At 63.4% G+C, this 22,160-nt stretch carries 18 protein-coding genes and 4 tRNA genes; 1 reads left to right on the top strand and 21 read right to left on the bottom strand.

The genetic code is table 11. The annotated features are described in order from the left end of the window. Window positions 1-28: 28 nt before the first annotated feature. The 21 genes from rsmB to rpe all read right to left on the bottom strand — a co-directional run bounded on the left by rsmB (window position 29) and on the right by rpe (window position 21,662). Complete coding sequence (rsmB, locus tag ACX36O_RS02080; RefSeq protein WP_213358687.1) at window positions 29-1,501, bottom strand: 16S rRNA (cytosine(967)-C(5))-methyltransferase RsmB; 1,473 nt, start codon at window positions 1,499-1,501, stop codon at window positions 29-31. A 125-nt stretch (window positions 1,502-1,626) separates the two neighbouring features. Beyond that, the gene (rpoC, locus tag ACX36O_RS02075) at window positions 1,627-5,874 is read right to left on the bottom strand and encodes a DNA-directed RNA polymerase subunit beta' (protein ID WP_488359993.1); all 4,248 of its coding nucleotides are present in this window, start codon (window positions 5,872-5,874) and stop codon (window positions 1,627-1,629) included. Between the two features lie 78 nt (window positions 5,875-5,952). After that, window positions 5,953-10,065 carry a DNA-directed RNA polymerase subunit beta gene (gene rpoB, locus ACX36O_RS02070; RefSeq protein WP_091815629.1) on the bottom strand — a complete coding sequence of 1,371 codons (4,113 nt, stop codon included), beginning with the start codon at window positions 10,063-10,065 and terminating at the stop codon, window positions 5,953-5,955. Window positions 10,066-10,401: 336 nt separating this feature from the next. After that, entirely contained in the window at window positions 10,402-10,779 is a 378-nt protein-coding gene (gene rplL, locus ACX36O_RS02065) for a 50S ribosomal protein L7/L12 (protein ID WP_091815627.1), read from the bottom strand. Between the two features lie 45 nt (window positions 10,780-10,824). After that, window positions 10,825-11,325, bottom strand: a complete 501-nt coding sequence (gene rplJ, locus ACX36O_RS02060) for a 50S ribosomal protein L10 (protein ID WP_091815624.1) — start codon at window positions 11,323-11,325, stop codon at window positions 10,825-10,827. A gap of 259 nt (window positions 11,326-11,584) precedes the next feature. Continuing rightward, window positions 11,585-12,280: a 50S ribosomal protein L1 gene (gene rplA, locus ACX36O_RS02055; RefSeq protein WP_323030505.1), complete on the bottom strand. Its 696-nt coding sequence runs from the start codon at window positions 12,278-12,280 to the stop codon at window positions 11,585-11,587. A gap of 1 nt (window position 12,281) precedes the next feature. Continuing rightward, the gene (gene rplK / locus ACX36O_RS02050) at window positions 12,282-12,713 is read right to left on the bottom strand and encodes a 50S ribosomal protein L11 (protein WP_091815619.1); all 432 of its coding nucleotides are present in this window, start codon (window positions 12,711-12,713) and stop codon (window positions 12,282-12,284) included. 115 nt (window positions 12,714-12,828) lie between these two features. Further along, window positions 12,829-13,398, bottom strand: coding sequence for a transcription termination/antitermination protein NusG (gene nusG / locus ACX36O_RS02045; protein WP_091815616.1), 570 nt, complete (start codon window positions 13,396-13,398; stop codon window positions 12,829-12,831). Between the two features lie 3 nt (window positions 13,399-13,401). Beyond that, window positions 13,402-13,782, bottom strand: a complete 381-nt coding sequence (secE, locus tag ACX36O_RS02040) for a preprotein translocase subunit SecE (protein ID WP_091815613.1) — start codon at window positions 13,780-13,782, stop codon at window positions 13,402-13,404. A gap of 150 nt (window positions 13,783-13,932) precedes the next feature. Continuing rightward, window positions 13,933-14,008, bottom strand: a tRNA-Trp gene (locus ACX36O_RS02035). 10 nt (window positions 14,009-14,018) lie between these two features. Beyond that, on the bottom strand, window positions 14,019-15,209 hold the full coding sequence (gene tuf / locus ACX36O_RS02030) for an elongation factor Tu (RefSeq protein WP_091815611.1): 1,191 nt from the start codon (window positions 15,207-15,209) through the stop codon (window positions 14,019-14,021). Window positions 15,210-15,277: 68 nt separating this feature from the next. Further along, window positions 15,278-15,352: transfer RNA gene (locus ACX36O_RS02025), tRNA-Thr, on the bottom strand. Window positions 15,353-15,390: 38 nt separating this feature from the next. Further along, a tRNA-Gly gene (locus ACX36O_RS02020) sits at window positions 15,391-15,464 on the bottom strand. Window positions 15,465-15,528: 64 nt separating this feature from the next. Next, window positions 15,529-15,614 (bottom strand) — tRNA-Tyr (locus ACX36O_RS02015). A gap of 99 nt (window positions 15,615-15,713) precedes the next feature. Beyond that, window positions 15,714-16,535, bottom strand: a complete 822-nt coding sequence (gene trpC / locus ACX36O_RS02010) for an indole-3-glycerol phosphate synthase TrpC (RefSeq protein ID WP_371686569.1) — start codon at window positions 16,533-16,535, stop codon at window positions 15,714-15,716. 2 nt (window positions 16,536-16,537) lie between these two features. Then, the gene (locus tag ACX36O_RS02005; protein ID WP_213358671.1) at window positions 16,538-16,687 is read right to left on the bottom strand and encodes a hypothetical protein; all 150 of its coding nucleotides are present in this window, start codon (window positions 16,685-16,687) and stop codon (window positions 16,538-16,540) included. A gap of 2 nt (window positions 16,688-16,689) precedes the next feature. Further along, window positions 16,690-17,739, bottom strand: a complete 1,050-nt coding sequence (trpD, locus tag ACX36O_RS02000) for an anthranilate phosphoribosyltransferase (protein ID WP_371686570.1) — start codon at window positions 17,737-17,739, stop codon at window positions 16,690-16,692. Then, a complete protein-coding gene (locus tag ACX36O_RS01995; RefSeq protein ID WP_250130944.1) occupies window positions 17,736-18,329 on the bottom strand; it encodes an anthranilate synthase component II in 594 nt (197 codons plus the stop codon). The genes trpD and ACX36O_RS01995 overlap by 4 nt, the downstream gene beginning before the upstream one ends. Beyond that, complete coding sequence (gene trpE, locus ACX36O_RS01990; RefSeq protein ID WP_371698533.1) at window positions 18,326-19,828, bottom strand: anthranilate synthase component I; 1,503 nt, start codon at window positions 19,826-19,828, stop codon at window positions 18,326-18,328. The genes ACX36O_RS01995 and trpE overlap by 4 nt, the downstream gene beginning before the upstream one ends. A gap of 365 nt (window positions 19,829-20,193) precedes the next feature. After that, complete coding sequence (gene gph, locus ACX36O_RS01985) at window positions 20,194-20,988, bottom strand: phosphoglycolate phosphatase (protein WP_371686571.1); 795 nt, start codon at window positions 20,986-20,988, stop codon at window positions 20,194-20,196. Next, window positions 20,985-21,662 carry a ribulose-phosphate 3-epimerase gene (rpe, locus tag ACX36O_RS01980; protein WP_213358665.1) on the bottom strand — a complete coding sequence of 226 codons (678 nt, stop codon included), beginning with the start codon at window positions 21,660-21,662 and terminating at the stop codon, window positions 20,985-20,987. Before rpe ends, gph begins: the two co-directional genes overlap by 4 nt. 69 nt (window positions 21,663-21,731) lie before the next feature. Here rpe and apaG point away from each other — a divergent pair, with 69 nt between their 5' ends. Continuing rightward, complete coding sequence (gene apaG, locus ACX36O_RS01975; protein ID WP_371686572.1) at window positions 21,732-22,160, top strand: Co2+/Mg2+ efflux protein ApaG; 429 nt, start codon at window positions 21,732-21,734, stop codon at window positions 22,158-22,160.

Below are 22,160 nucleotides of genomic sequence, written 5' to 3'. Positions count from 1 at the left end.
CGTGCCGGCAGGGGCACACAGTTGCCGTTCAGGACTGTTTGGCAAGCAGCGCATAGAAGAACCCATCGTGATCAATCAGGGGAGCAGGGTCAACTCCAGCCCCCAGTGTCCCATTCTCGCCCACTCCGTCGCCCTGGCTGTGGTGTGTGGGCAACAGGTGCCCCGGAGCCGGGCGTGCATGCGCATCGGCGTGGCGCTGCAGGAACGCATCGACCTGAGCGGAGCCCTCTTCCCTGAACACCGAGCAGGTGCAGTACAGCAGGCGTCCGCCCGGGGCCAGCAGGGGCCAGAGCGCTTCCAGCAGGCGGCGCTGCTGTGCGGCCAGCTGCGGCACGTCCTGCGCGCGTCGCAGCCAGGGCACGTCCGGATGGCGGCGCACGATGCCGGCTGCCGTGCAAGGGGCATCCAGCAGGATGGCATCGAAGGGCTCGCCATCCCACCAGCTGGCGGGATCGCCCGCATCGGCTGCGAGCACGGTGGCCTGCAGGCCCAGGCGCTGCAAGTTGTCGTGGATGCGCTGGCAGCGCGCGGGGTCCACGTCCAGCGCGGTCACGGCGTGGTCGCCGAGTTCCAGCAGATGGGCCGTCTTGCCTCCCGGAGCAGCGCAGGCATCCAGCACGCGCAGCGGGCGCGCGGCAGCGGCATGCGGGCTGCTGCCACTTTCCGCAGGCGCTGCTCCGGCAGCCGCATTCTGACGCCCTGCTTCTCCGGCTTCGCCCAGCAGCAAGGGCGCAGCCAGTTGGGCCGCCGCATCCTGCACCGACACCCAGCCCTGCGCAAACCCGGGCAGCTGCTGCACCGGACAGGCCTCGTGCAGCGTCACGCCGTAGGCGCCATTCAGAATCCCACCCATGCCCGCCGGGCGCAGATGCTTGTCCAGATAGTCGCGCGCCGTCATGTGGCGTGCGTTCACGCGCAGGGTCAGCGGTGCCGGGCGCAGCGCCTGGTGCACGATGCCGGCGGCCTGTGCGCCGTAATCCTGCTGCAGCCGCTGCCACCACCAGCGCGGCAGGTTCAGCAGCTCCGGATCGTGCTCCGGGCTGGCGGCAGCACAGGCTACCTCCAATGCTTCCCGCTCACGCAGGAAGCGCCGTAATACGGCATTGACCAATGCACCCTGGTGCTTCAGCCTGGGATGGCGCTTGGCCGCCTCCACCGCCTGGTTCACCAGCGTGAAATCGGTATAGCCATCGGCCTCGCTCCCCGCTTCCTGCCGCGCCCGCCAGGCCAGCACCAGCGCACTGCACAGCAAGGCATCGAGCAGCGGCGCCGGCTTTCTCGGCACCAGCTGCTCGCGCAGCCAGCGGCCGATGCCCAGCCCGCGCAGCACGCGGTACGCCAGCGCCTGCACGCCAGGTCGCAACCCCGCCGGCACCTGTTCCAGCGCCTGCGTGGTGCTGCCGCCGGCCTGCACCTGCTGCACGACCAGCGCCACCTGCTGCAGCTGCTGCCACAGCGGCGCCGCCTTGGTCGATGACTTGTGCGGGGCTTGTTCACTCATGGGCGGGCTTCCTCGATCAGCAAGAAAAAAACCCGGGCTGCCGCAGCAACCCGGGTCGGGGATATGACATCCGTCATCCGGTAGCAGGCAGGGCCGCGACAGTCAACACCGTGCGGCCCGCGCCATCAGTCTTCCGAACCGTCAGCCACCGGCGCGTCGGAAGCCGGAGCCGCGTCGCCGGACTCGGCCGCTTCCATGGCTTCCTGCAGCGACAGCTCTTCGGCCTCGGCGATGGCGCGGCGCTCGGCCTCGTCCATCTCGTCCTTGGCCTTGCGTGCCTGGTGGTAGGCCATGCCGGTACCGGCCGGGATCAGACGACCCACGATCACGTTTTCCTTCAGGCCACGCAGCTCGTCGCGCTTGCCCATGATGGCAGCCTCGGTCAGCACGCGCGTGGTTTCCTGGAAGGAAGCGGCGGAGATGAACGAGTCGGTGGACAGCGATGCCTTGGTGATACCCAGCAGCAGGTTGCTGTAGGTAGCAGGCATCTTTTCCTCGGCGCGCAGGGCGTCGTTGGTGTTCAGCATCTCGCTGCGCTCGACCTGTTCACCGGCGATGTAGCTGGAGTCGCCCGGGTTCTCGACCACGACACGACGCAGCATCTGGCGCACGATCACCTCGATGTGCTTGTCGTTGATCTTCACACCCTGCAGGCGGTACACGTCCTGCACTTCGTCCACGATGTAGCGTGCCAGTTCCTCGATGCCCAGCAGGCGCAGGATGTCCTGCGGATCGGCCGGACCGTCGACGATGCTCTCGCCCTTGTTCACCACCTGGCCTTCGTGCACCAGGATGTTCTTCTCCTTGGGCACCAGTTCTTCCCAGACCTTGCCTTCCGGATCGGTGATCTGCAGACGCACCTTGCCCTTGGTTTCCTTGCCGAAGGAGATGGTACCGGTCATCTCTGCCAGCACGCCCTTGTCTTTCGGCGTACGGGCTTCGAACAACTCGGCCACGCGCGGCAGACCACCCACGATGTCGCGGGTCTTCTGGCCTTCCATCGGGATACGCGCCAGCACTTCGCCGGGGCCCACTTCCTGGTCGTCGCGCACCTGAATCAGCGCGCCCACCTGGAAGCCGATGGTCACGGAGTGGTCGGTGCCCGGAATCTTCACTTCCTTGCCTTCGGCGTCGATCAGCTTCACCTGCGGGCGCACCACCTTGGTGGAGCCGCGGCGCTTCGGATCGATCACCACCAGCGTGGACAGGCCGGTCACTTCGTCGACCTGCTTGGCCACCGTCAGGCCTTCCTCGATGTTCTCGAACTTCACCTGACCGGCGTATTCGGTAATGATCGGGCGGGTCAGCGGATCCCAGTTGGCCAGGATGGTACCGGCCTTGACCTGCTGGTCGGGCTTGATCGACAGGATGGCACCATAGGGCACCTTGTGACGCTCGCGCTCGCGGCCGTTGTCGTCCACGATGATGATCTCGCCGGAACGTGAAATCACCACCAGGTCGCCCTTGCTGTTGCTCACGTAACGCATGGTCGAGTTGAAGCCGATGTAGCCGTTGGAGCGCGCTTCCACGCTGCTGGCAATGGCTGCACGCGATGCCGCACCACCGATGTGGAAGGTACGCATGGTCAGCTGGGTACCCGGTTCACCGATGGACTGGGCGGCAATCACGCCGACCGCCTCACCGACGTTCACCAGGCCACCGCGGCCCAGGTCGCGGCCGTAGCACTTGGCGCACAGGCCGAAGCGCGTTTCGCAGGTCAGTGCGGTGCGCACCTTCACCTCGTCCACGCCGGCGGCTTCCAGGGCGTCGATCATGTCCTCGTCGAACATCTCGCCGGCCTTGGTCACCACTTCCTGCGTTTCGGGGTGCAGCACGTCGTCGGCCGCGGAACGGCCCAGGATACGCTCGCGCAGCGATTCGATCACCTCACCGCCTTCGACGATGGCGCGCATCACCTGGCCGTCATGGGTACCGCAATCCTCTTCGGTCACGACCAGATCCTGCGTCACGTCCACCAGACGGCGGGTCAGGTAACCCGAGTTGGCCGTCTTCAGTGCCGTATCCGCCAGACCCTTACGGGCACCGTGCGTCGAGATGAAGTACTGCAGCACGTTCAGGCCTTCGCGGAAGTTCGCGGTAATCGGCGTCTCGATAATCGAGCCGTCCGGCTTGGCCATCAGGCCTCGCATGCCCGCCAGCTGACGGATCTGGGCTGCAGAGCCCCGCGCGCCGGAGTCGGCCATCATGTAGATGGAGTTGAAAGACTCCTGGTCCACTTCCTTGCCGTGGCGGTCGGTGGTCTTCTGCTTGGCCAGCTGGCTCATCATCACCTTGGAGACGTCGTCACCGGCCTTGCCCCAGATGTCCACCACCTTGTTGTAGCGCTCGCCCGCGGTCACCAGACCGGAAGCGTACTGCTGCTGGATCTCCTTCACTTCCGCTTCGGCGCGGCCGATGATCTCGGCCTTTTCCGGCGGCACCAGCATGTCGCCAATGGAGATGGAGATGCCGGCCTTGGTCGCCAGACGGAAACCGTTCTGCAGCAGCTTGTCGGCAAACACCACGGTTTCCTTCAGGCCGCACTTGCGGAACGAGCTGTTGATCAGCTTGGAGATTTCCTTTTTCTTCAGCGGCTTGTCCAGCACGCTGAACGGCAGGCCCTTGGGCAGGATTTCGCTCAGCAGCGCACGGCCCACGGTGGTTTCGACCAGCTTGGTGGACGGAATGAACTCGCCGGTGGCCTTGTCCTTGCTGTACTCGGTCAGACGCACGCTGATGCGGCTGGTGAGTTCCACTTCCTTGGCTTCCAGGGCACGCTCGACTTCGCCGATGTCGGCAAACACCATGCCTTCGCCCTTGCCGTTGATGCGCTCGCGGGTCGTGTAGTACAGACCCAGCACCATATCCTGCGACGGCACGATGGACGGTTCGCCCGAAGCGGGGAACAGCACGTTGTTCGATGCCAGCATCAGGGTACGCGCTTCCAGCTGCGCCTCGACGGACAGCGGTACGTGCACGGCCATCTGGTCACCGTCGAAGTCGGCGTTGAACGCGGAACAGACCAGCGGGTGCAGCTGGATGGCCTTGCCTTCGATCAGGATCGGCTCAAAGGCCTGGATACCCAGACGGTGCAGCGTCGGCGCACGGTTCAGCAGAACCGGGTGCTCCTTGATGACCTCTTCCAGGATGTCCCAGACGATCGGGTTGTTGTTCTCGACTTCCTTCTTCGCCGCCTTGATGGTGGTGGCGATGCCCATGGCTTCCAGACGGGCAAAGATGAAGGGCTTGAACAGCTCCAGCGCCATCAGCTTGGGCAGACCGCACTGGTGCAGCTTCAGGGTCGGGCCCACGGTAATCACGGAGCGGCCGGAGTAGTCGACGCGCTTGCCCAGAAGGTTCTGGCGGAAGCGGCCGCTCTTGCCCTTGATCATGTCGGCCAGCGACTTGAGCGCGCGCTTGTTGGCGCCCGTCATGGCCTTGCCACGGCGGCCGTTGTCCAGCAGGCTGTCCACGGACTCCTGCAGCATGCGCTTCTCGTTGCGCGCGATGATTTCCGGAGCCTTCAGTTCCAGCAGACGACGCAGACGGCTGTTGCGGTTGATGACGCGGCGGTACAGGTCGTTCAGGTCGGAGGTGGCGAAGCGGCCGCCATCCAGCGGAACCAGCGGACGCAGGTCCGGCGGCAGCACCGGCAGCACTTCCATGATCATCCACTCGGGCTTGATGCCGGACTTCTTGAATGCTTCCAGCACCTTCAGGCGCTTCGCATTCTTCTTGACCTTGACTTCGGAGCCGGTCAGGTCGCCACGCAGGCGCTCGATCTCGGACTCGATGTCCATGTTCTCGAGCAGTTCCTTGATGCCCTCGGCACCCATCTTGGCCTGGAATTCGTCGCCGTATTCCATGACGTTCTTGTCATAGTCGTCCTCGGACATGATGCTGAACTTCTTCAGCGGGGTCATGCCGGGATCGGTCACGACGTACGCTTCGAAGTACAGCACGCGCTCGATGTCGCGCAGCGTCATGTCGAGCACCAGGCCCAGACGGGACGGCAGGCTCTTCAGGAACCAGATGTGGGCACAGGGCGCAGCCAGGTCGATGTGGCCCATGCGCTCGCGGCGCACCTTGGTCTGGGTCACTTCCACGCCGCACTTCTCGCAGATCACGCCGCGGTGCTTCAGGCGCTTGTACTTGCCGCACAGGCACTCGTAGTCCTTGATGGGGCCGAAGATCTTGGCGCAGAACAGGCCGTCACGCTCGGGCTTGAAGGTACGGTAGTTGATGGTCTCGGGCTTCTTCACTTCGCCGAAGGACCAGGAACGGATTTTCTCGGGCGATGCCAGGCCGATCTTGATGGCATCGAAATGCTCATCGGGCTTGATTTGTTTGAACAGGTCGAGCAATGATTTCATGGTGACTCTTTCCTAAAACGGATTCGAAACGGGAACGGGGGATGACAGCGGGCAGCGCCTCGCGCCGCCCTGCCTCGATCAGCCGCGTTCCAGTTCGATATCGATACCCAGCGAGCGGATTTCCTTGACCAGCACGTTGAAAGATTCCGGCATGCCGGCATCGATGGCGTGCTCGCCCTTGACGATGTTCTCGTACACCTTGGTACGGCCCTGCACGTCGTCCGACTTCACGGTCAGCATTTCCTGCAGCACGTAGCTGGCGCCATAGGCCTCCAGCGCCCACACTTCCATCTCACCGAAACGCTGGCCACCGAACTGGGCCTTGCCGCCCAGCGGCTGTTGCGTCACCAGCGAGTACGGGCCGGTCGAGCGTGCGTGCATCTTGTCGTCCACCAGGTGGTGCAGCTTCAGGTAGTGCATGTAGCCGATGGTGGTCGGGCGCTCGAAGCGCTCGCCGGTACGGCCGTCATGCAGCCAGGCCTGGGTACGGCTCTCGGTCAGACCCTTGGCCTGCGCCACGTCGTCCGGATAGGCCACCTTCAGCATGTCGCGGATTTCCGCTTCGGAAGCACCGTCGAACACCGGCGTGGCGAACGGCATGCCGCCCGTCAGGTTTTTGGCCATGCTCAGCAGTTCGTCATCGCTCAGATTTGCCAGGGTTTCCTTGCGGCCCGAGCGGTTGTAGACGTCTTCCAGGTAGGCGCGCACTTCGGCTGCCTTGGCGTTTTCCTGCAGCATGTCGCCGATGCGCTGGCCAATGCCCTTGCCGGCCCAGCCCAGGTGCACTTCCAGCACCTGGCCGATGTTCATGCGCGAGGGCACGCCCAGCGGGTTCAGCACGATGTCGCACGGAGTACCGTCGGCCATGTACGGCATGTCTTCCACCGGCAGGATCTTGGAGACCACGCCCTTGTTGCCGTGGCGGCCGGCCATCTTGTCACCCGGTTGCAGGCGGCGCTTGACGGCCAGGTAGACCTTGACCATCTTCAGCACGCCGGCGGGCAGCTCATCGCCCTGCGTCAGCTTCTTGCGCTTCTCTTCGAAGGCCAGATCGAAGTTGTGGCGCGTGGCTTCCAGCGACTTCTTGATGCTTTCCAGTTGGTCGGCGACGGACTCGTCGGCCGGACGGATGTCGAACCAGTGGTACTTGTCCAGTGCATCCAGGTAAGCCGCCTCGATGGTGCTGCCACGGGCCAGCTTCTGCGGGCCGCCGTTGGCGGTCTTGCCGATCAGGATCTTGCGCAGACGGTCCATGGCATCGGCTTCCACGATGCGCATCTGGTCGTTCAGGTCCAGACGGAAACGCTTCAGTTCGTCGTCGATGATCTGCTGGGCACGCTTGTCGCGCTGGATGCCTTCACGGGTGAACACCTGCACGTCGATCACGGTACCGCTGGAGCCCTGATCCACACGCAGCGAGGTGTCCTTCACGTCGGAAGCCTTCTCGCCGAAGATCGCGCGCAGCAGCTTCTCTTCCGGCGTCAGCGTGGTCTCGCCCTTGGGCGTGACCTTGCCCACCAGCACGTCGCCGGGATTCACTTCCGCGCCCACGTAGATGATGCCGGAGTCGTCCAGACGGTTCAGCTGCACTTCGCTCAGGTTCGGGATATCGCGCGTGATTTCCTCGGCACCCAGCTTGGTGTCGCGCGCCATCACCACCAGTTCCTCGATGTGGATGGAGGTGTAGCGGTCATCGGCCACCACGCGCTCGCTGATCAGGATCGAGTCCTCGAAGTTGTAGCCGTTCCAGGGCATGAAGGCGATCAGCATGTTCTGGCCGATGGCGATCTCGCCCAGGTCGGTCGACGCGCCGTCGGCGATCACATCACCCTTTGCCAGCACGTCGCCGCGCTGGACGATCGGACGCTGGTGGATGTTGGTGTTCTGGTTGGAACGCTGGTACTTGATCAGGTTGTAGATGTCCACACCCACTTCACCGGCCACGGCTTCGTTGTCGTTCACGCGCACCACGATGCGGGTGCCGTCGACATAGTCCACCACGCCGCCACGCTGCGCCGTCACCACGGTGCCGGAGTCGACAGCAGCCACGCGCTCGATGCCGGTACCCACCATCGGCTTCTCGGGACGCAGCACGGGCACGGCCTGACGCGACATGTTGGCGCCCATCAGTGCGCGGTTCGCGTCATCGTGCTCCAGGAACGGCACCAGGGCAGCGGCCACGGAGGCGATCTGCGCGGGCGACACGTCCATGTACTGCACGGCGGACGGATCGATCAGGATGGATTCACCTTTTTCGCGGGCAGACACCAGTTCGCCGCTCAGACGGCCTTCGGCATCCAGCTCGGCGTTGGCCTGGGCGATGACGTACTTGCCTTCCTCGATGGCGGACAGGTAGTCGACGTCATTCGTCACCTTGCCGTCCACCACGCGGCGGTACGGGGTTTCGATGAAACCGTATTCGTTCAGCTGGGCGTACAGCGCCAGCGAGTTGATCAGACCGATGTTCGGGCCTTCCGGCGTTTCGATCGGGCAGACGCGGCCGTAGTGGGTCACGTGCACGTCACGCACCTCGAAGCCGGCGCGCTCGCGCGTCAGACCGCCCGGGCCCAGTGCGGAGACACGGCGCTTGTGCGTGATCTCGGACAGCGGGTTGGTCTGGTCCATGAACTGGCTCAGCTGGGACGCACCGAAGAACTCCTTCAGGGCCGCAGAAATCGGCTTGGAGTTGATCAGGTCATGCGGCATCAGCGGCTCTTGCTCGGCCTGGCCCAGACGCTCCTTCACGGCCTTCTCGATACGTGCCAGGCCGGTGCGGAACTGGTTCTCGGCCAGTTCGCCCACGCAGCGCACGCGGCGGTTGCCCAGGTGGTCGATGTCGTCGACTTCGCCTCGGCCGTTGCGCAGGTCGACCAGCGTCTTGACCACGGCCATGATGTCCTCGTTGGACAGCACCATGGCGCCTTCGGCTTCATCGCGGCCAATGCGGGCGTTGAACTTCATGCGGCCCACACGCGACAGGTCGTAGCTGTCCTCGCTGTAGAACAGGCGGTGGAACAGCGCCTGCACGGCGTCTTCCGTCGGCGGCTCGCCGGGGCGCATCATGCGGTAGATGGCCACGCGCGCGGCAAACTCGTCGGCCGTGTCGTCGGTGCGCAGGGTCTGGCTGATGTAGGCGCCCTGATCCAGCTCGTTGGTGAAGATGGCGGCGATGTCCTGCACGCCGGCTTCACGCAGCTTCTTCAGCAGCGCTTCGGTCAGCTCGTCGTTGGCCTTGGCGATGATTTCGCCGGTTTCCTCGTCGATGATGTTGTTGGCAACGACGCGACCCAGCAGGAAGTCCTCGGGCACGCTGATGTGGCTGGTCTTGCCGGCTTCCAGGTCGCGGATGTGGCGCGCGGTGATGCGCTTGTCCTTGGCCACGATGACCTTGCCATCCTTGTCCGTGATGTCGAAACGGGCAACCTCACCCTTCAGACGCTCGGGCACCAGCTCCATCTGGGCGCCGCTGTCCATCAGGCGGAAGTGGTCGTTGACGAAGAAGTTGGCCAGGATCTGTTCGGGGTTCAGGCCGATGGCCTTGAGCAGGATGGTGACCGGCATCTTGCGACGACGGTCGACACGGAAGTACAGGATGTCCTTCGGATCGAATTCGAAGTCCAGCCAGGAGCCGCGGTAGGGAATGATGCGCGCGCTGAACAGCAGCTTGCCCGAGCTGTGCGTCTTGCCCTTGTCGTGTTCGAAGAACACGCCGGGCGAACGGTGCAGCTGGGACACGATCACGCGCTCGGTACCGTTGATGATGAAGGAGCCCTTGTCGGTCATCAGGGGCACTTCGCCCATGTAGACTTCCTGCTCCTTCACTTCCTTCACCACCTTGGACTGGGCGGTGGATGCGTCGCGGTCATAGATGATCAGCTGCACGCGGGCACGCACGGCGGAGCCGAAGCTCAGGCCACGCGTCTGGCACTCGCGCACGTCGAACGCGGGCTTGGCCAGGTTGTACTCGATGAACTTCATCTCGACATAGCCATTGTGGGAGACAATGGGGAATGCCGATTCGAACGCGGCCTGCAGGCCTTCCGGCTTGCGTTTCTGGGGCGGCACATCCTTCTGCAGGAACGCCGTATAGGCGTCGCGCTGCATTTGCAGCAGATACGGGATCTTCAGCACGCTGTCGCGGCTGCCGAAACTCTTGCGGATGCGTTTGCGTTCGGTATAGGTGTAAGACATGAACTCTCCAGGTGAAGACGTGGGCGGCAAGGACTTTGTCCTCAGTCTTTCCTCGAATGTGGGACCGGGCTGCGCTTGCCCGGCAAAGCTTGGTGGCTGGCCCCTACCAGCCATTGGCAGACGGTTGCGCGTTGCACGCAACCCGAACCAAGGGTCTTCCGCCATCGGGAACAGAAGACACGTTCAAGCACATCCGGCATGGGCCTCGTGATGGCTGCACTTGAAGGTGTGTTCTGACTGTCCGGCTGCGGATTCCGGCACTGCAAATCCGCTGCAAGACAGAAACACCAAAGGCTGGAACACCCTTGCAGGCGTTCCAGCCCCGGAAAAACCCAATTACTTGAGTTCTGCCTTGGCGCCAGCTTCCACCAGCTTCTTCTGAGCGGCTTCTGCGTCGGCCTTGGGCATGGCTTCCTTGATGGTCTTGGGAGCGCCGTCCACCAGGTCCTTGGCTTCTTTCAGGCCCAGGCCGGTGATCTCGCGCACCACCTTGATGACGCCAACCTTCTGGGCGCCAGCTTCGGTCAGGACCAGATCGAAATCGGTCTTCTCTTCAGCAGCAGCAGCACCGCCAGCAGCGCCACCAGCAGCGGGAGCAGCCATGGCAGCTGCGCTCACGCCAAACTTCTCTTCGATGGCTTTCACCAGCTCGTTGAGTTCCATGACCGACATCGTGTCCAGGGCGGTCAAAAATGCGTCTTTATCGAATGCCATTTTGTTTTTCCTAAATAATGAATTGGTGCGTCGAACGCCAGCGCCTTATGCGGCAGCCGGTTCGCCTTTTTTCTCTGCCAGAGCCGCCAGCACGCGCGCGGTGCGCGAGACGGGCGACATGAGCAAGCCACACAGCTGGGACAGCAGGACTTCCTTGGTAGGAATGCTGGCCAGTTGCTTAACGCCGTTGGCATCCAGAGCCTTGCCGTCGTACACGCCGCCACGGATGACCAGCTTGTCGTTGGTCTTGGCGAAATCGGCTACCACCTTGGCGGCGGCAACTGCGTCTTCGGAAAAGCCATAGATCAGCGGACCGGTCATCTGCTCGGCGGCCGATTCAAAGCTGCTGCCAGCCACTGCACGGCGAGCCAGCGTGTTCTTCAACACGCTCAGCGTCACGCCGTTGCTGCGTGCCTGGTTGCGCAGCTCGGTCATCTGGGCCACCGTGATGCCACGGTATTCCGCCATCACGAGCGTTTGAGCTTTAGCGGCGAGTTCGGTCACTTCGCTGATGACCGCTTCCTTCTCACTGCGATTGAGACTCAAGATCTACTCCTTAATATGTGCACCGGAAAAACTCCGGCACACGCCCTTGTTGCAGCGACCAACTCACTTTCAGGTGCCTGCAGGCCGAAACCTGCAAGGCGAAATCCTTCTGGTGCGGGATCGCCATCTGCGTTGGCTGATGAATTAAGTGCCTCAACTGCCGGCACGCCAACGGTCTTGGATGACCCGCAGCAGACTTGCGTCCACCGCGACCCACCACATGCGCCGGTTGCCCGGCGCAAATTTTTTGCCCTGGCGATTAAGCCGTCAGGGACTGGGTATCGACGCGAACGCCAACACCCATGGTAGAGGACACAGCCACCTTGCGCAGGTAGACGCCCTTGCTGGAAGCCGGCTTGGCCTTGTTCAGGGCCTCGATCAGCGCCAGCAGGTTGCCCTGCAGCTTCTCGTCGTCGAAGGAACGACGACCGATGGTGCCGTGGATGATGCCGGCCTTGTCAACGCGGAACTGGACCTGGCCAGCCTTGGCGTTCTTGACAGCGGTAGCGACATCGGGAGTCACGGTGCCGACCTTGGGGTTCGGCATCAGGCCGCGCGGGCCCAGGATCTGGCCCAGCGTACCCACCACGCGCATGGCGTCGGGAGCAGCGATGACCACGTCGAACGGCATGTTGCCGGCCTTGACTTCGGCGGCCAGGTCGTCCATGCCCACCACGTCGGCGCCAGCAGCCTTGGCTTCTTCAGCCTTGGCACCCTGGGCGAACACGGCAACGCGCTTGGTCTTGCCGGTGCCGTTGGGCATCACGACGGCGCCACGCACCACCTGGTCGGATTTCTTGGCGTCCACGCCCAGCTGCACGGCCACGTCGATGGATTCATCGAACTTGGCGTTGGCGCACTCTTTCACCAGAGCCAGCGCATCAGCGATGGCGTACAGCTTGGTGGCTTCCACCTTGCCTTCGAAGGCTTTCTGTTTCTTGGTCAGCTTGGCCATGTCACACACCCTCCACAGTCACGCCCATGGAACGGGCGGAGCCAGCGATGGTACGCACGGCGGCATCCAGATCGGCGGCAGTCAGATCCTTCATCTTGGTCTTGGCGATTTCTTCCAGCTGCTCGCGGGTGATCTTGCCAACCTTGTCGGTATGCGGCTTGGCGGAGCCCTTGTCCAGCTTGATGGCCTTCTTGATCAGGGTGGCAGCCGGAGGGGTCTTGATGATGAACGTGAAGCTCTTGTCCGCGAAGGCGGTAATCACCACCGGCAGCGGCAGACCGGGCTCGACGCCCTGGGTCTGGGCGTTGAACGCCTTGCAGAATTCCATGATGTTCAGACCGCGCTGGCCCAGAGCGGGACCAATCGGCGGCGACGGGTTGGCTTTGCCAGCCGGCACTTGCAGCTTGATAAAGCCGACGATTTTCTTCGCCATGCTATTTCTCCTTGCGGGTGATAACGCCTGTGTTTGCAGGCTCCCCGGGGTTACGATCCTTCAATGACGGTACTGCGCGGACCAGAAACGCAGCACCCGAAAACTTGCAGACCGGTCAGGTCTTCTCGATCTGGGAAAACTCCAGCTCGACCGGCGTGGCGCGACCAAAGATGGTGACGGACACACGCAGCTTGTTCTTCTCGTAGTTGACTTCCTCGATGCTGCCGTTGAAGTCCGCAAACGGACCTTCCTTGACACGCACCATTTCGCCCACTTCGAATTCCACCTTGTGGCGCGGCTTCTCGCTGCCTTCCTGCATCTGGCTGACGATCTTCTGCACATCAGCCTGGGAAATCGGCACCGGACGGTTGCGCGCACCACCGACGAAGCCCGTAACCTTGCTGGTCTGCTTGACCAGATGCCAGGCATCGTCGTCCATGATCATCTCGACCAGCACATAGCCCGGAAAGAACTTGCGCTCGGTCGTCTTCTTCTGGCCGTTCTTGACTTCGACCACTTCTTCGGTCGGCACCAGGATGCGACCGAACTTGGCTTCCATGCCCGCACGCGCAATGCGCTCGCGGATGTTGCGCTCCACAGCGCGCTCCATGCCGGAATACGCCTGCACGACGTACCAGCGGAAATCGGGATTGGCAGCTGCTTCCAGCATTTGGTTCTCAGACATGACTTACCTCCAACCCAGCACCAGGCTGTACAACACCCACTCGAGGGTCTTGTCCGTCAGCCACAGGAACAGCGACATCACCAGCGCAAACGCAAACACGAACATGGTGGTCTGCGTAGCCTCCTTGCGGGTCGGCCACACCACCTTGCGCAGCTCGCGCATGGCCTCGCGACCGAAATCGACCAGACCCTTGCCGGCCGCCGACTGCAGGAACACCGCCACACCCGCCAGCACGCCAACAATCAGTGCACCCCACTGGGCATAGACGCCCTGCGGCGCAAGCATGAAATAGGCAACGAAACCCGCCAGCACCAGCAGCAACGCCACTGCAAGCTTGGCTTTGTCGGCACCCGTGGTAACCGTTTCAACCTGAGATGTAGCCATGAGGCAATTCCACTATTCCTGGATTCGGGCGCAGCGCGCAGCAGATGCGCGTGGCAAGCCTACGAGAGGCGAAGCCAAATATTGTAGCCCAGAAAGACAAGACAGTAAAGCCCGCACGGAGCGGGCTTTACCTATTTACCACAGATTATGTGGCAGGGGCAGAGGGAATCGAACCCCCAACCTTCGGTTTTGGAGACCGACGCTCTGCCAATTGAGCTATACCCCTACAAATCACCTTACGCGATGATCTTGGCAACAACGCCGGCGCCGACGGTACGGCCGCCTTCGCGGATGGCGAAACGCAGACCTTCTTCCATGGCGATCGGGGCGATCAGCTTGACGGTGATCGACACGTTGTCACCCGGCATCACCATTTCCTTGTCGGCCGGCAGCTCGATGGCGCCAGTCACGTCGGTGGTGCGGAAGTAGAACTGCGGACGGTAGTTGTTGAAGAACGGCGTGTGACGGCCACCTTCGTCCTTGGACAGAACATACACCTCGGCGGTGAACTCGGTGTGCGGCTTGATGGAGCCCGGCTTGCACAGCACCTGGCCGCGCTCGACGTCTTCACGCTTGGTGCCGCGCAGCAGGATACCCACGTTGTCGCCAGCCTGGCCCTGATCCAGCAGCTTGCGGAACATTTCCACGCCCGTGCAGGTCGTCTTCTGGGTTTCCTTGATACCGACGATCTCGATTTCCTCGCCGACCTTGATGATGCCGCGCTCGACGCGACCGGTCACAACGGTACCGCGGCCGGAGATGGAGAACACGTCTTCCACCGGCATCAGGAACGCACCGTCAACAGCACGCTCGGGAGCGGGGATGTAGGAGTCCAGCGCCTCGGCCAGCTGCATGATGGCGCCTTCGCCCAGCTCGCCCGTGTCGCCTTCCAGCGCCAGCTTGGCAGAACCCTTGATGATGGGGGTGTCGTCGCCGGGGAAGTCGTACTTGCTCAGCAGTTCGCGCACTTCCATCTCGACCAGTTCCAGCAGCTCGGCGTCATCAACCATGTCGCACTTGTTCAGGAACACGATGATGTAGGGCACGCCCACCTGGCGGGACAGCAGGATGTGTTCGCGGGTCTGGGGCATCGGGCCGTCAGCGGCGGAGCACACCAGAATGGCGCCGTCCATCTGGGCAGCACCGGTAATCATGTTCTTCACGTAGTCGGCGTGGCCGGGGCAGTCAACGTGCGCGTAGTGGCGGTTGGCCGTCTCGTACTCGACGTGCGAGGTGTTGATCGTGATGCCGCGTGCCTTCTCTTCGGGCGCGTTGTCGATCTGGCTGTAGTCACGCGCTTCGCCGCCGAACTTCTTGGACAGCACCGTGGCGATCGCCGCAGTCAGGGTGGTCTTGCCGTGGTCCACGTGACCGATGGTGCCGACGTTCACGTGCGGCTTGGTCCGTTCAAACTTTTCCTTGGCCATTTTTTCGACTCCGAAAAACTAGTGTGTGTTGAGGTAAGAAACCACGGCATGCTAGCACAAGCCATGAATGGTGCCCATGGCGGGAATCGGACCCGCGACCTCTCCCTTACCAAGGGAGTGCTCTACCACTGAGCCACATGGGCGAAATTCGCACTGGATAACAACTCTGCTGCAGACCGTCTGGAGCGGGAGACGGGAATCGAACCCGCGTCATTAGCTTGGAAGGCTAAGGTTCTACCATTGAACTACTCCCGCGCACTTGATGGCGCCAGAGCCTAACCCTCAAGCCGCGGCAGCGCCGCACTCTGCATCAAAACTGTGGTGGAGAGGGCTGGATTCGAACCAGCGTACTCGTAAGAGGGCAGATTTACAGTCTGCTGCCATTAACCACTCGGCCACCTCTCCACAGCAAGACTCGAATTATGCCACGGTTTTTTGCGTTTTTACAAGCGTTCCGAATTTTTTCGAAATCATCGCTTGCCGCAGTGACACGTGGCGTTCGCGTCAGGCGAACAATTGTGCCAGAGCCAGCCCCGGTTCTTCGGCCCGCATGAAACTTTCTCCCACCAGAAAGGCCTGGATGCCGGCTTCGCGCAACACTTGCACGTCTTCACGCGTCTGGATGCCGCTTTCGGCAACCAGCAGCTGTTCTGCCGGCAGCCCCTGCCTGAGGCGAATCGTTGTCTGGATGTCGACTTCGAAGGTGCGCAGGTTGCGATTGTTGACGCCGAGCAGCAGCTTGTCGGGCTGGCGCGCCTCGGCGGCCACCTTGCGCGCACGTTCCATTTCGGCCTCGTCATGCACCTCGACCAGCACCGCCATGTCCAGGTCGTGCGCGATGCGGGCGAAGTCGCGCATCTGCGCATCATCCAGGCAGGCGGCAATCAACAGGATGCAATCGGCACCAATGCTGCGCGCCTCGTAGATCTGGTAGGGGTCCACCATGAAGTCCTTGCGCAGCACGGGCAGGTCGCAGCTGGCGCGGGCCTGCTTGAGGTAGTCGTTGCAGCCCTGGAAGAACTGGCGGTCGGTCAGTACCGACAGGCAGGCGGCGGAGAGCTTGCCATCGCCCTCCGCATAGCTCTGTGCGATGTCGGCCGGAATGAAGTCCTCGCGGATGATCCCCTTGGACGGGCTGGCCTTCTTCACTTCGGCAATGATGGCGGGCTGGCCGGCCGCGATCTTCGCGCGCATGGCGCCGGCAAAGTCGCGCGTGAGCACGCGGCTTTCGGCATCGGCACGCATCTCGGCCAGCGATTTCTTCTTGAGGGCGGCCGCCACCTCTTCATGCTTGACGGAAACGATTTTCTGCAGGATATCGGACATGTCTAGTTCTTGTCGGGTTCTTCGGGAGAATCAGGTGGCGGCGTATGCAGCACCTTGAGGATGACCCGGTGCATGACGATGGCGGCCACAATGGTGATGGCAGTGACCGCAAAGGCGATCCAGGCGCCATCGGCCTGCATCCAGGCCGGCATGCTTACAGCACCTTGGACAGTTCGCAGCTGAGCTTGACGAACTGGTCGAGCCTGGCGCGGGCGGCGCCGGAATCGATCGCCTTGCGCGCCATTTCGATGCCCTGCTCCATGCTTTCGGCCACGTTGGCAGCGTACAGCGCCATGCCGGCGTTCATCAGCACCACGTCGCGTGGCGCGCCCTCCCGCCCCTCCAGCACGCCAACCAGCATCTGGCGCGACTCCTCGGGCGTTTTCACCTGCAGGGCACGCGTGCTGCGCATGGTCAGGCCAAAGTCTTCGGGGTGGATCTCGTACTCGGTCACCACGCCGTTCCTGAGTTCGCCCACCAGGGTGGCGGCGCCCAGGCTGATCTCGTCCAGGTTGTCGCGGCCATAGACCACGATGGCGTGTTCCGCACCCAGCTTTTCCAGCACGCGCACCTGGATGCCGACCAGGTCGGCGTGGAAGACGCCCATCAGGATGTTGGGGGCATCGGCCGGGTTGGTGAGCGGGCCGAGAATGTTGAAAATGGTGCGCACGCCCAGTTCGCGCCGCACCGGGGCCACGTGCATCATGGCGGGATGGTGGTTGGGCGCGAACATGAAGCCGATGCCGGTTTCCTGCACGCTGCGCGCGATGTCGGCCGGCGTCATGTCCAGGCTGGCGCCCAGTGCCTCGATCACGTCGGCGCTGCCCGACTTGCTGCTGACGCTGCGCCCGCCATGCTTGCTGATGCGCGCACCGGCGGCCGCCGCCACGAACATGGCGCAGGTGGAGATGTTGAAGGTCTGGGCGCCGTCGCCGCCGGTGCCGACGATGTCGACCAGATGCGTCTTGTCGTCGATCTGCACCTTGCTGGAGAACTCGCGCATGACCTTGGCGGCCGCGCTGATCTCGCCGATAGTTTCCTTTTTCACGCGCAGGCCGGTCATGATGGCGGCCGTCATGACCGGCGAAATTTCTCCGGTCATGATCTGGCGCATCAGGCTCAGCATCTCGTCATGGAAGATTTCGCGGTGTTCGATGGTGCGCTGCAGGGCTTCCTGCGGGGTGATGTGGACTGGCTTGATCATGCTCGCTCCAGGAAATTCTTGAGCATGGCGTGGCCGTGCTCGGTCAATATGCTTTCGGGGTGGAACTGGACGCCTTCGATGTCCAGCGTCCTGTGGCGCACGCCCATGATTTCGCCGTCGTCGGTCCAGGCGGTGATTTCCAGCTCTGCCGGCAGGCTGGCGCGTTCGATCGACAGCGAGTGGTAGCGGTTGACGGTGAAACGGCGCGGCAGGTTGCGGAACACGCCGGTCTGCGTGGTGGTGATGACGCTGGTCTTGCCGTGCATCAACTCCTGCGCACGGATGATGGTGCCGCCGAAAGCTGCGCCAATGGACTGGTGGCCGAGACAGACGCCAAGAATGGGCAGCTTGCCGGCGAAGTGCTGGATCGCCGGGACGGACACGCCTGCCTCGTTCGGCGAACAGGGGCCGGGCGAGATGCAGAGGCGGTCGAACGCGCCTTGCTGGAAGAGTGCATCGAGTTGCTCCAACGTGATTTCGTCGTTGCGGTGCACGATCACCTCGGCGCCCAGCTCGCCGAAATACTGAACAATGTTGTAAGTGAAGCTGTCGTAGTTGTCCACCATCAGGACCTTGGTCTTGTCGCTCATTGCAGGCCCTCCTCGACCAGTTCGGCCGCGCGCATCAGGGCGCGCGACTTGTGTTCGGTTTCTTTCCACTCCATCTCGGGAATGCTGTCGGCGACCACTCCGGCGGAGGCCTGCACGTACAGCATGCCGTCCTTGACGATGGCGGTGCGGATGGCGATGGCCACGTCCATGTCGCCGGCATAGCTCAGGTAACCGCAGGCGCCGCCATAGATGCCGCGCTTGACGGGTTCGAGCTCGTCGATCAGCTCCATCGCGTGCACCTTGGGCGCACCGGTGAGCGTGCCGGCCGGGAAGGTGGCGCGCAGCACGTCCATATTGCTCATGCCGTCCTGCAGCGTGCCCTGCACGTTGCTCACGATATGCATCACGTGGCTGTAGCGCTCGACCACGAAGGCTTCGGTGACCTGCACCGAGCCCGTGGTGGCGATGCGGCCGATGTCGTTGCGCGCCAGGTCGATCAGCATGACGTGCTCGGCGCGCTCCTTGGGATCGTTGACCAGTTCCTGTTCAGCCGCCAGATCGGCTTCGGGCGTGGCGCCGCGCGGGCGCGTGCCGGCGAGCGGGCGGATGGTGAGGGTCTGCGTGCTGTCGGCCGCGTGCTCGTGCCGCACCAGGATCTCGGGCGAGGCGCCTACCACCTGGAAATCGCCGAAGTGGTAGTAGTACATGTAGGGGCTCGGGTTGAGCGAGCGTAGCGCGCGGTACAGGTTGAGCGGGTGCGCGGCGAAGCGCTTTTTCAGACGCTGGCCGACCTGGACCTGCATGAAGTCGCCGGCGGCGATCAGGTCCTTGGCGCGCTGCACGGCAGCGAGGTAGTCGTCCTTGGCAAAGTTGCGCTCGATCGGCTCGCTCTTGAAGATGCCGGCGGGCGGCGCGATGGCGGGCTGGGCCAGGCGGTCCTTGAGTTCACGCAGGCGCAGCTTGCCGCGGTTGAAGGCTTCGGGCTGCTTGGGATCGATGTAGACCAGCAGGTAGAGCTTGCCGGAAAGGTTGTCGATCACTGCGACTTCCTCGCATTGCAGCAGCAGGATGTCGGGCGTGCCGAGTTCGTCGGGCGGACAGGAGGCTTCGAGCTTTTTCTCGATGTAGCGCACGGCGTCGTAGCCGAAATAGCCGGCCAGGCCGCCGCAGAAGCGCGGCATGCCCGGGCGCAGCGCGACCTTGAAACGCTGCTGGTAGCTGGCAATGAAGTCGAGTGGATTGCCGGTGGCGGTTTCGACCACCTGGCCGTCGGTGACGACCTCGGTTTTCGCTTCGGCGCCGAAGCCGGTCGCACGCAGCAGCGTGCGCGCCGGCAGGCCGATGAAGCTGTAGCGGCCGAAGCGTTCGCCGCCCACCACCGATTCGAGCAGAAAGCTGTTGCTGCCGCCATATTCGGCGTGGGCCAGCTTGAGGTAGAGGGAAAGCGGTGTCTCGAGGTCGGCAAAGGCCTCGAGCATGAGCGGGATGCGGTTGTAACCCTGGGCGACCAGGCTGTTGAATTCGAGTTCAGTCATCATGAAGGATTCACCTTGTGCTGGGGGCTGTTGCGCACACCGGCAGGCAGGCGCAGATCGCCTTGCATGCTAGCGGCTGCATCGTGCACCACGATGACAGCCAGCCCCGGAGGATGGCGCCCGTCTGCGCTGGCCTTGGCAGGATCGGGCAGGAAACACCGGCGCGGCTCAGGCCGCGCCAAAGGCATGGCAGGGACGCCAGGGCCAGGCTCCCCGGTCACTGCAACCTGTGGTGGTGTTTCGATGAATGAACATCAGATCAGTCTAGCAAACTTTTTGTCGCAATGCAGCGGTGCTTTCCCGCAACCGTGTGTGCCGTGGTCGGCGCTCCTGGCAGTCGCTGGTTGGCTGGGTGGCTGCCGGCCGCATTACGCCGCAGCATGGGGCACCACCACAAGCTCCATCAGACTGTCCAGATAGCCGTCCGCCGGCACTTCACGCACGGGCTGGCCATGGTTGTAGCCATAGCTCAGCAGCAGCACCGGGCAGCCGGCAGCATGTGCGGCTTGCGCGTCGTTGCTGGAGTCGCCCAGCATCAGGGTGACAGCCGGCACGGTGCCGAGTGCGCGGGCGGTTTCGAGCAGGGGCATGGGATCGGGCTTCTTGCGCGGGAAGGCATCGCCACCGAACACCACGCGGAAGTACTGGCGCAGGTCGAGCGCCTCGAGCAGCGCTTCGGCGTGGGCCTGCGGCTTGTTGGTGAGGCAGGCCATGGGCAGTCCGGCGGCATACAGGGCCTGCAAGCCTTCGCGCACACCGGCGAAGGGCTCGGCAAACTGGCCGTTGATCACGCCGTAGTACCGCTGGTAAGAGCGCCAGGCCTGTTCATAACGCGCTTCCGGCTGCGTGGCGGGACAGCTGCTGTCGCAGGCGGTCAGGCTGGCCTGGCGCATCTGCTCGGCCAGCACGCTGCGGATCAGGTGCTCGGAGCCCTTGCCGACCGTGCGGCTGATGAAGTCGCGCGACACCGGCGGCAGCTGCAGTTCGGCCAGCATGCGATTGAGCGCGACCTCGAAATCGCCCAGGGTGTCGACCATGGTGCCGTCCAGGTCGACCATGACGGCCTGCACTTCCAGCGCCTGCGTGGCACCGGGCCAGCGCAGGCGGACGGCGGTGGCAGGTTGCGTGGCGGAAACGGACGGCATCGGCACGTCCGCGCTCATGCCAGCGCCTTGCGCATGTCGGCGATGACGGCGGCGTAGTCGGGCTTGCCGAAGATGGCGCTGCCTGCCACGAAGGTGTCGGCGCCGGCATCGGCCACGCGGCGGATGTTGTCGGCCTTGATGCCGCCATCCACCTCCAGCCGGATGTCCTTGCCGCAGGCGTCGATGCGCTTGCGCACGGCCTCGATCTTGCGCAGCGCACTGTCGATGAAGCTCTGGCCGCCGAAGCCGGGGTTGACGCTCATCAGCAGGATCAGGTCGATGTCGTCAATGACCCAGTCGAGCACGTCGAGTGGCTCGGCCGGGTTGAATACCAGCCCCGCCTGGCAGCCGGCGCCCTTGATGGCCTGGATGCTGCGGTGCACGTGGCTGCTGGCGTCAGGATGGAAGCTGATCAGGTCGGCGCCAGCCTGGGCGAAGGCCTGGGCCAGCGCATCGACCGGCTGCACCATCATGTGCACGTCCATCGGCACCGGCTTGCCGTCGGGCGTGACGGCGTGCGGCTTGATGGCCTGGCAGATCATGGGGCCGAAGGTGAGGTTGGGCACGTAATGGTTGTCCATCACGTCGAAATGGATCCAGTCGGCGCCGGCGGCAATCACGTTGCGGACCTCTTCGCCCAGACGGGCAAAGTCGGCCGAGAGGATGGAGGGGGCGATGCGGTAGGTGGTCATGACCGGTATTGTCGCGCATCGCGGGGGCGTCCGGCACGACTGTCAGGCTTTGCCGCTACCATAGCGCCCATGCCAGATTTCACCACTACCCCGCCCAATGCCGATTACCAGCTGACCGTGGAGGTCCAACCGGAATACCTGCCCGATGAGTCAGAGCCGGCGGCCGATCGCTATGTGTTCGCCTATCACGTGACGATCACGAATACGGGCCGGGTGGCAGCGCAGGTGGTGTCGCGCCACTGGATCATCACCGATGGCGAGGGGCGCGAGGAGCAGGTAAAGGGCCTGGCAGTGGTGGGCTACCAGCCGGTGCTCAAGCCGGGCGAGAAGTTCGAGTACAGTAGTGGCACGCCGCTGCGTACCTCGCATGGCGTAATGCGTGGCAGCTATTTCTGCGTGGCCGTGGATGGCGAGCGTTTCGAGGCGCCCATCGGTCCGTTTGCGCTGGTGGCACCCGAGGGCGGCTCCACGCCGGTGCAGTCCCACACCCTGCATTGA

Source organism: Brachymonas sp. KE5, assembly GCF_057773645.1.
This window is presented reverse-complemented; position numbering and strand designations above follow the sequence as displayed.

What these genes read in the sequence shown, in the direction of transcription:
- rsmB (WP_213358687.1), bottom strand. Translation starts at nt 1,501, where the DNA reads ATGAGTGAACAAGCCCCGCACAAGTCATCGACCAAGGCGGCGCCGCTG.
- gph (WP_371686571.1), bottom strand. Translation starts at nt 20,988, where the DNA reads ATGAGCGCGGACGTGCCGATGCCGTCCGTTTCCGCCACGCAACCTGCC.
- rpe (WP_213358665.1), bottom strand. Translation starts at nt 21,662, where the DNA reads ATGACCACCTACCGCATCGCCCCCTCCATCCTCTCGGCCGACTTTGCC.
- trpC (WP_371686569.1), bottom strand. Translation starts at nt 16,535, where the DNA reads ATGTCCGATATCCTGCAGAAAATCGTTTCCGTCAAGCATGAAGAGGTG.
- secE (WP_091815613.1), bottom strand. Translation starts at nt 13,782, where the DNA reads ATGGCTACATCTCAGGTTGAAACGGTTACCACGGGTGCCGACAAAGCC.
- rplK (WP_091815619.1), bottom strand. Translation starts at nt 12,713, where the DNA reads ATGGCGAAGAAAATCGTCGGCTTTATCAAGCTGCAAGTGCCGGCTGGC.
- rplL (WP_091815627.1), bottom strand. Translation starts at nt 10,779, where the DNA reads ATGGCATTCGATAAAGACGCATTTTTGACCGCCCTGGACACGATGTCG.
- trpE (WP_371698533.1), bottom strand. Translation starts at nt 19,828, where the DNA reads ATGATGACTGAACTCGAATTCAACAGCCTGGTCGCCCAGGGTTACAAC.
- rplA (WP_323030505.1), bottom strand. Translation starts at nt 12,280, where the DNA reads ATGGCCAAGCTGACCAAGAAACAGAAAGCCTTCGAAGGCAAGGTGGAA.
- tuf (WP_091815611.1), bottom strand. Translation starts at nt 15,209, where the DNA reads ATGGCCAAGGAAAAGTTTGAACGGACCAAGCCGCACGTGAACGTCGGC.
- rpoC (WP_488359993.1), bottom strand. Translation starts at nt 5,874, where the DNA reads ATGAAATCATTGCTCGACCTGTTCAAACAAATCAAGCCCGATGAGCAT.
- nusG (WP_091815616.1), bottom strand. Translation starts at nt 13,398, where the DNA reads ATGTCTGAGAACCAAATGCTGGAAGCAGCTGCCAATCCCGATTTCCGC.
- apaG (WP_371686572.1), top strand. Translation starts at nt 21,732, where the DNA reads ATGCCAGATTTCACCACTACCCCGCCCAATGCCGATTACCAGCTGACC.
- ACX36O_RS02005 (WP_213358671.1), bottom strand. Translation starts at nt 16,687, where the DNA reads ATGCCGGCCTGGATGCAGGCCGATGGCGCCTGGATCGCCTTTGCGGTC.
- trpD (WP_371686570.1), bottom strand. Translation starts at nt 17,739, where the DNA reads ATGATCAAGCCAGTCCACATCACCCCGCAGGAAGCCCTGCAGCGCACC.
- rpoB (WP_091815629.1), bottom strand. Translation starts at nt 10,065, where the DNA reads ATGTCTTACACCTATACCGAACGCAAACGCATCCGCAAGAGTTTCGGC.
- ACX36O_RS01995 (WP_250130944.1), bottom strand. Translation starts at nt 18,329, where the DNA reads ATGAGCGACAAGACCAAGGTCCTGATGGTGGACAACTACGACAGCTTC.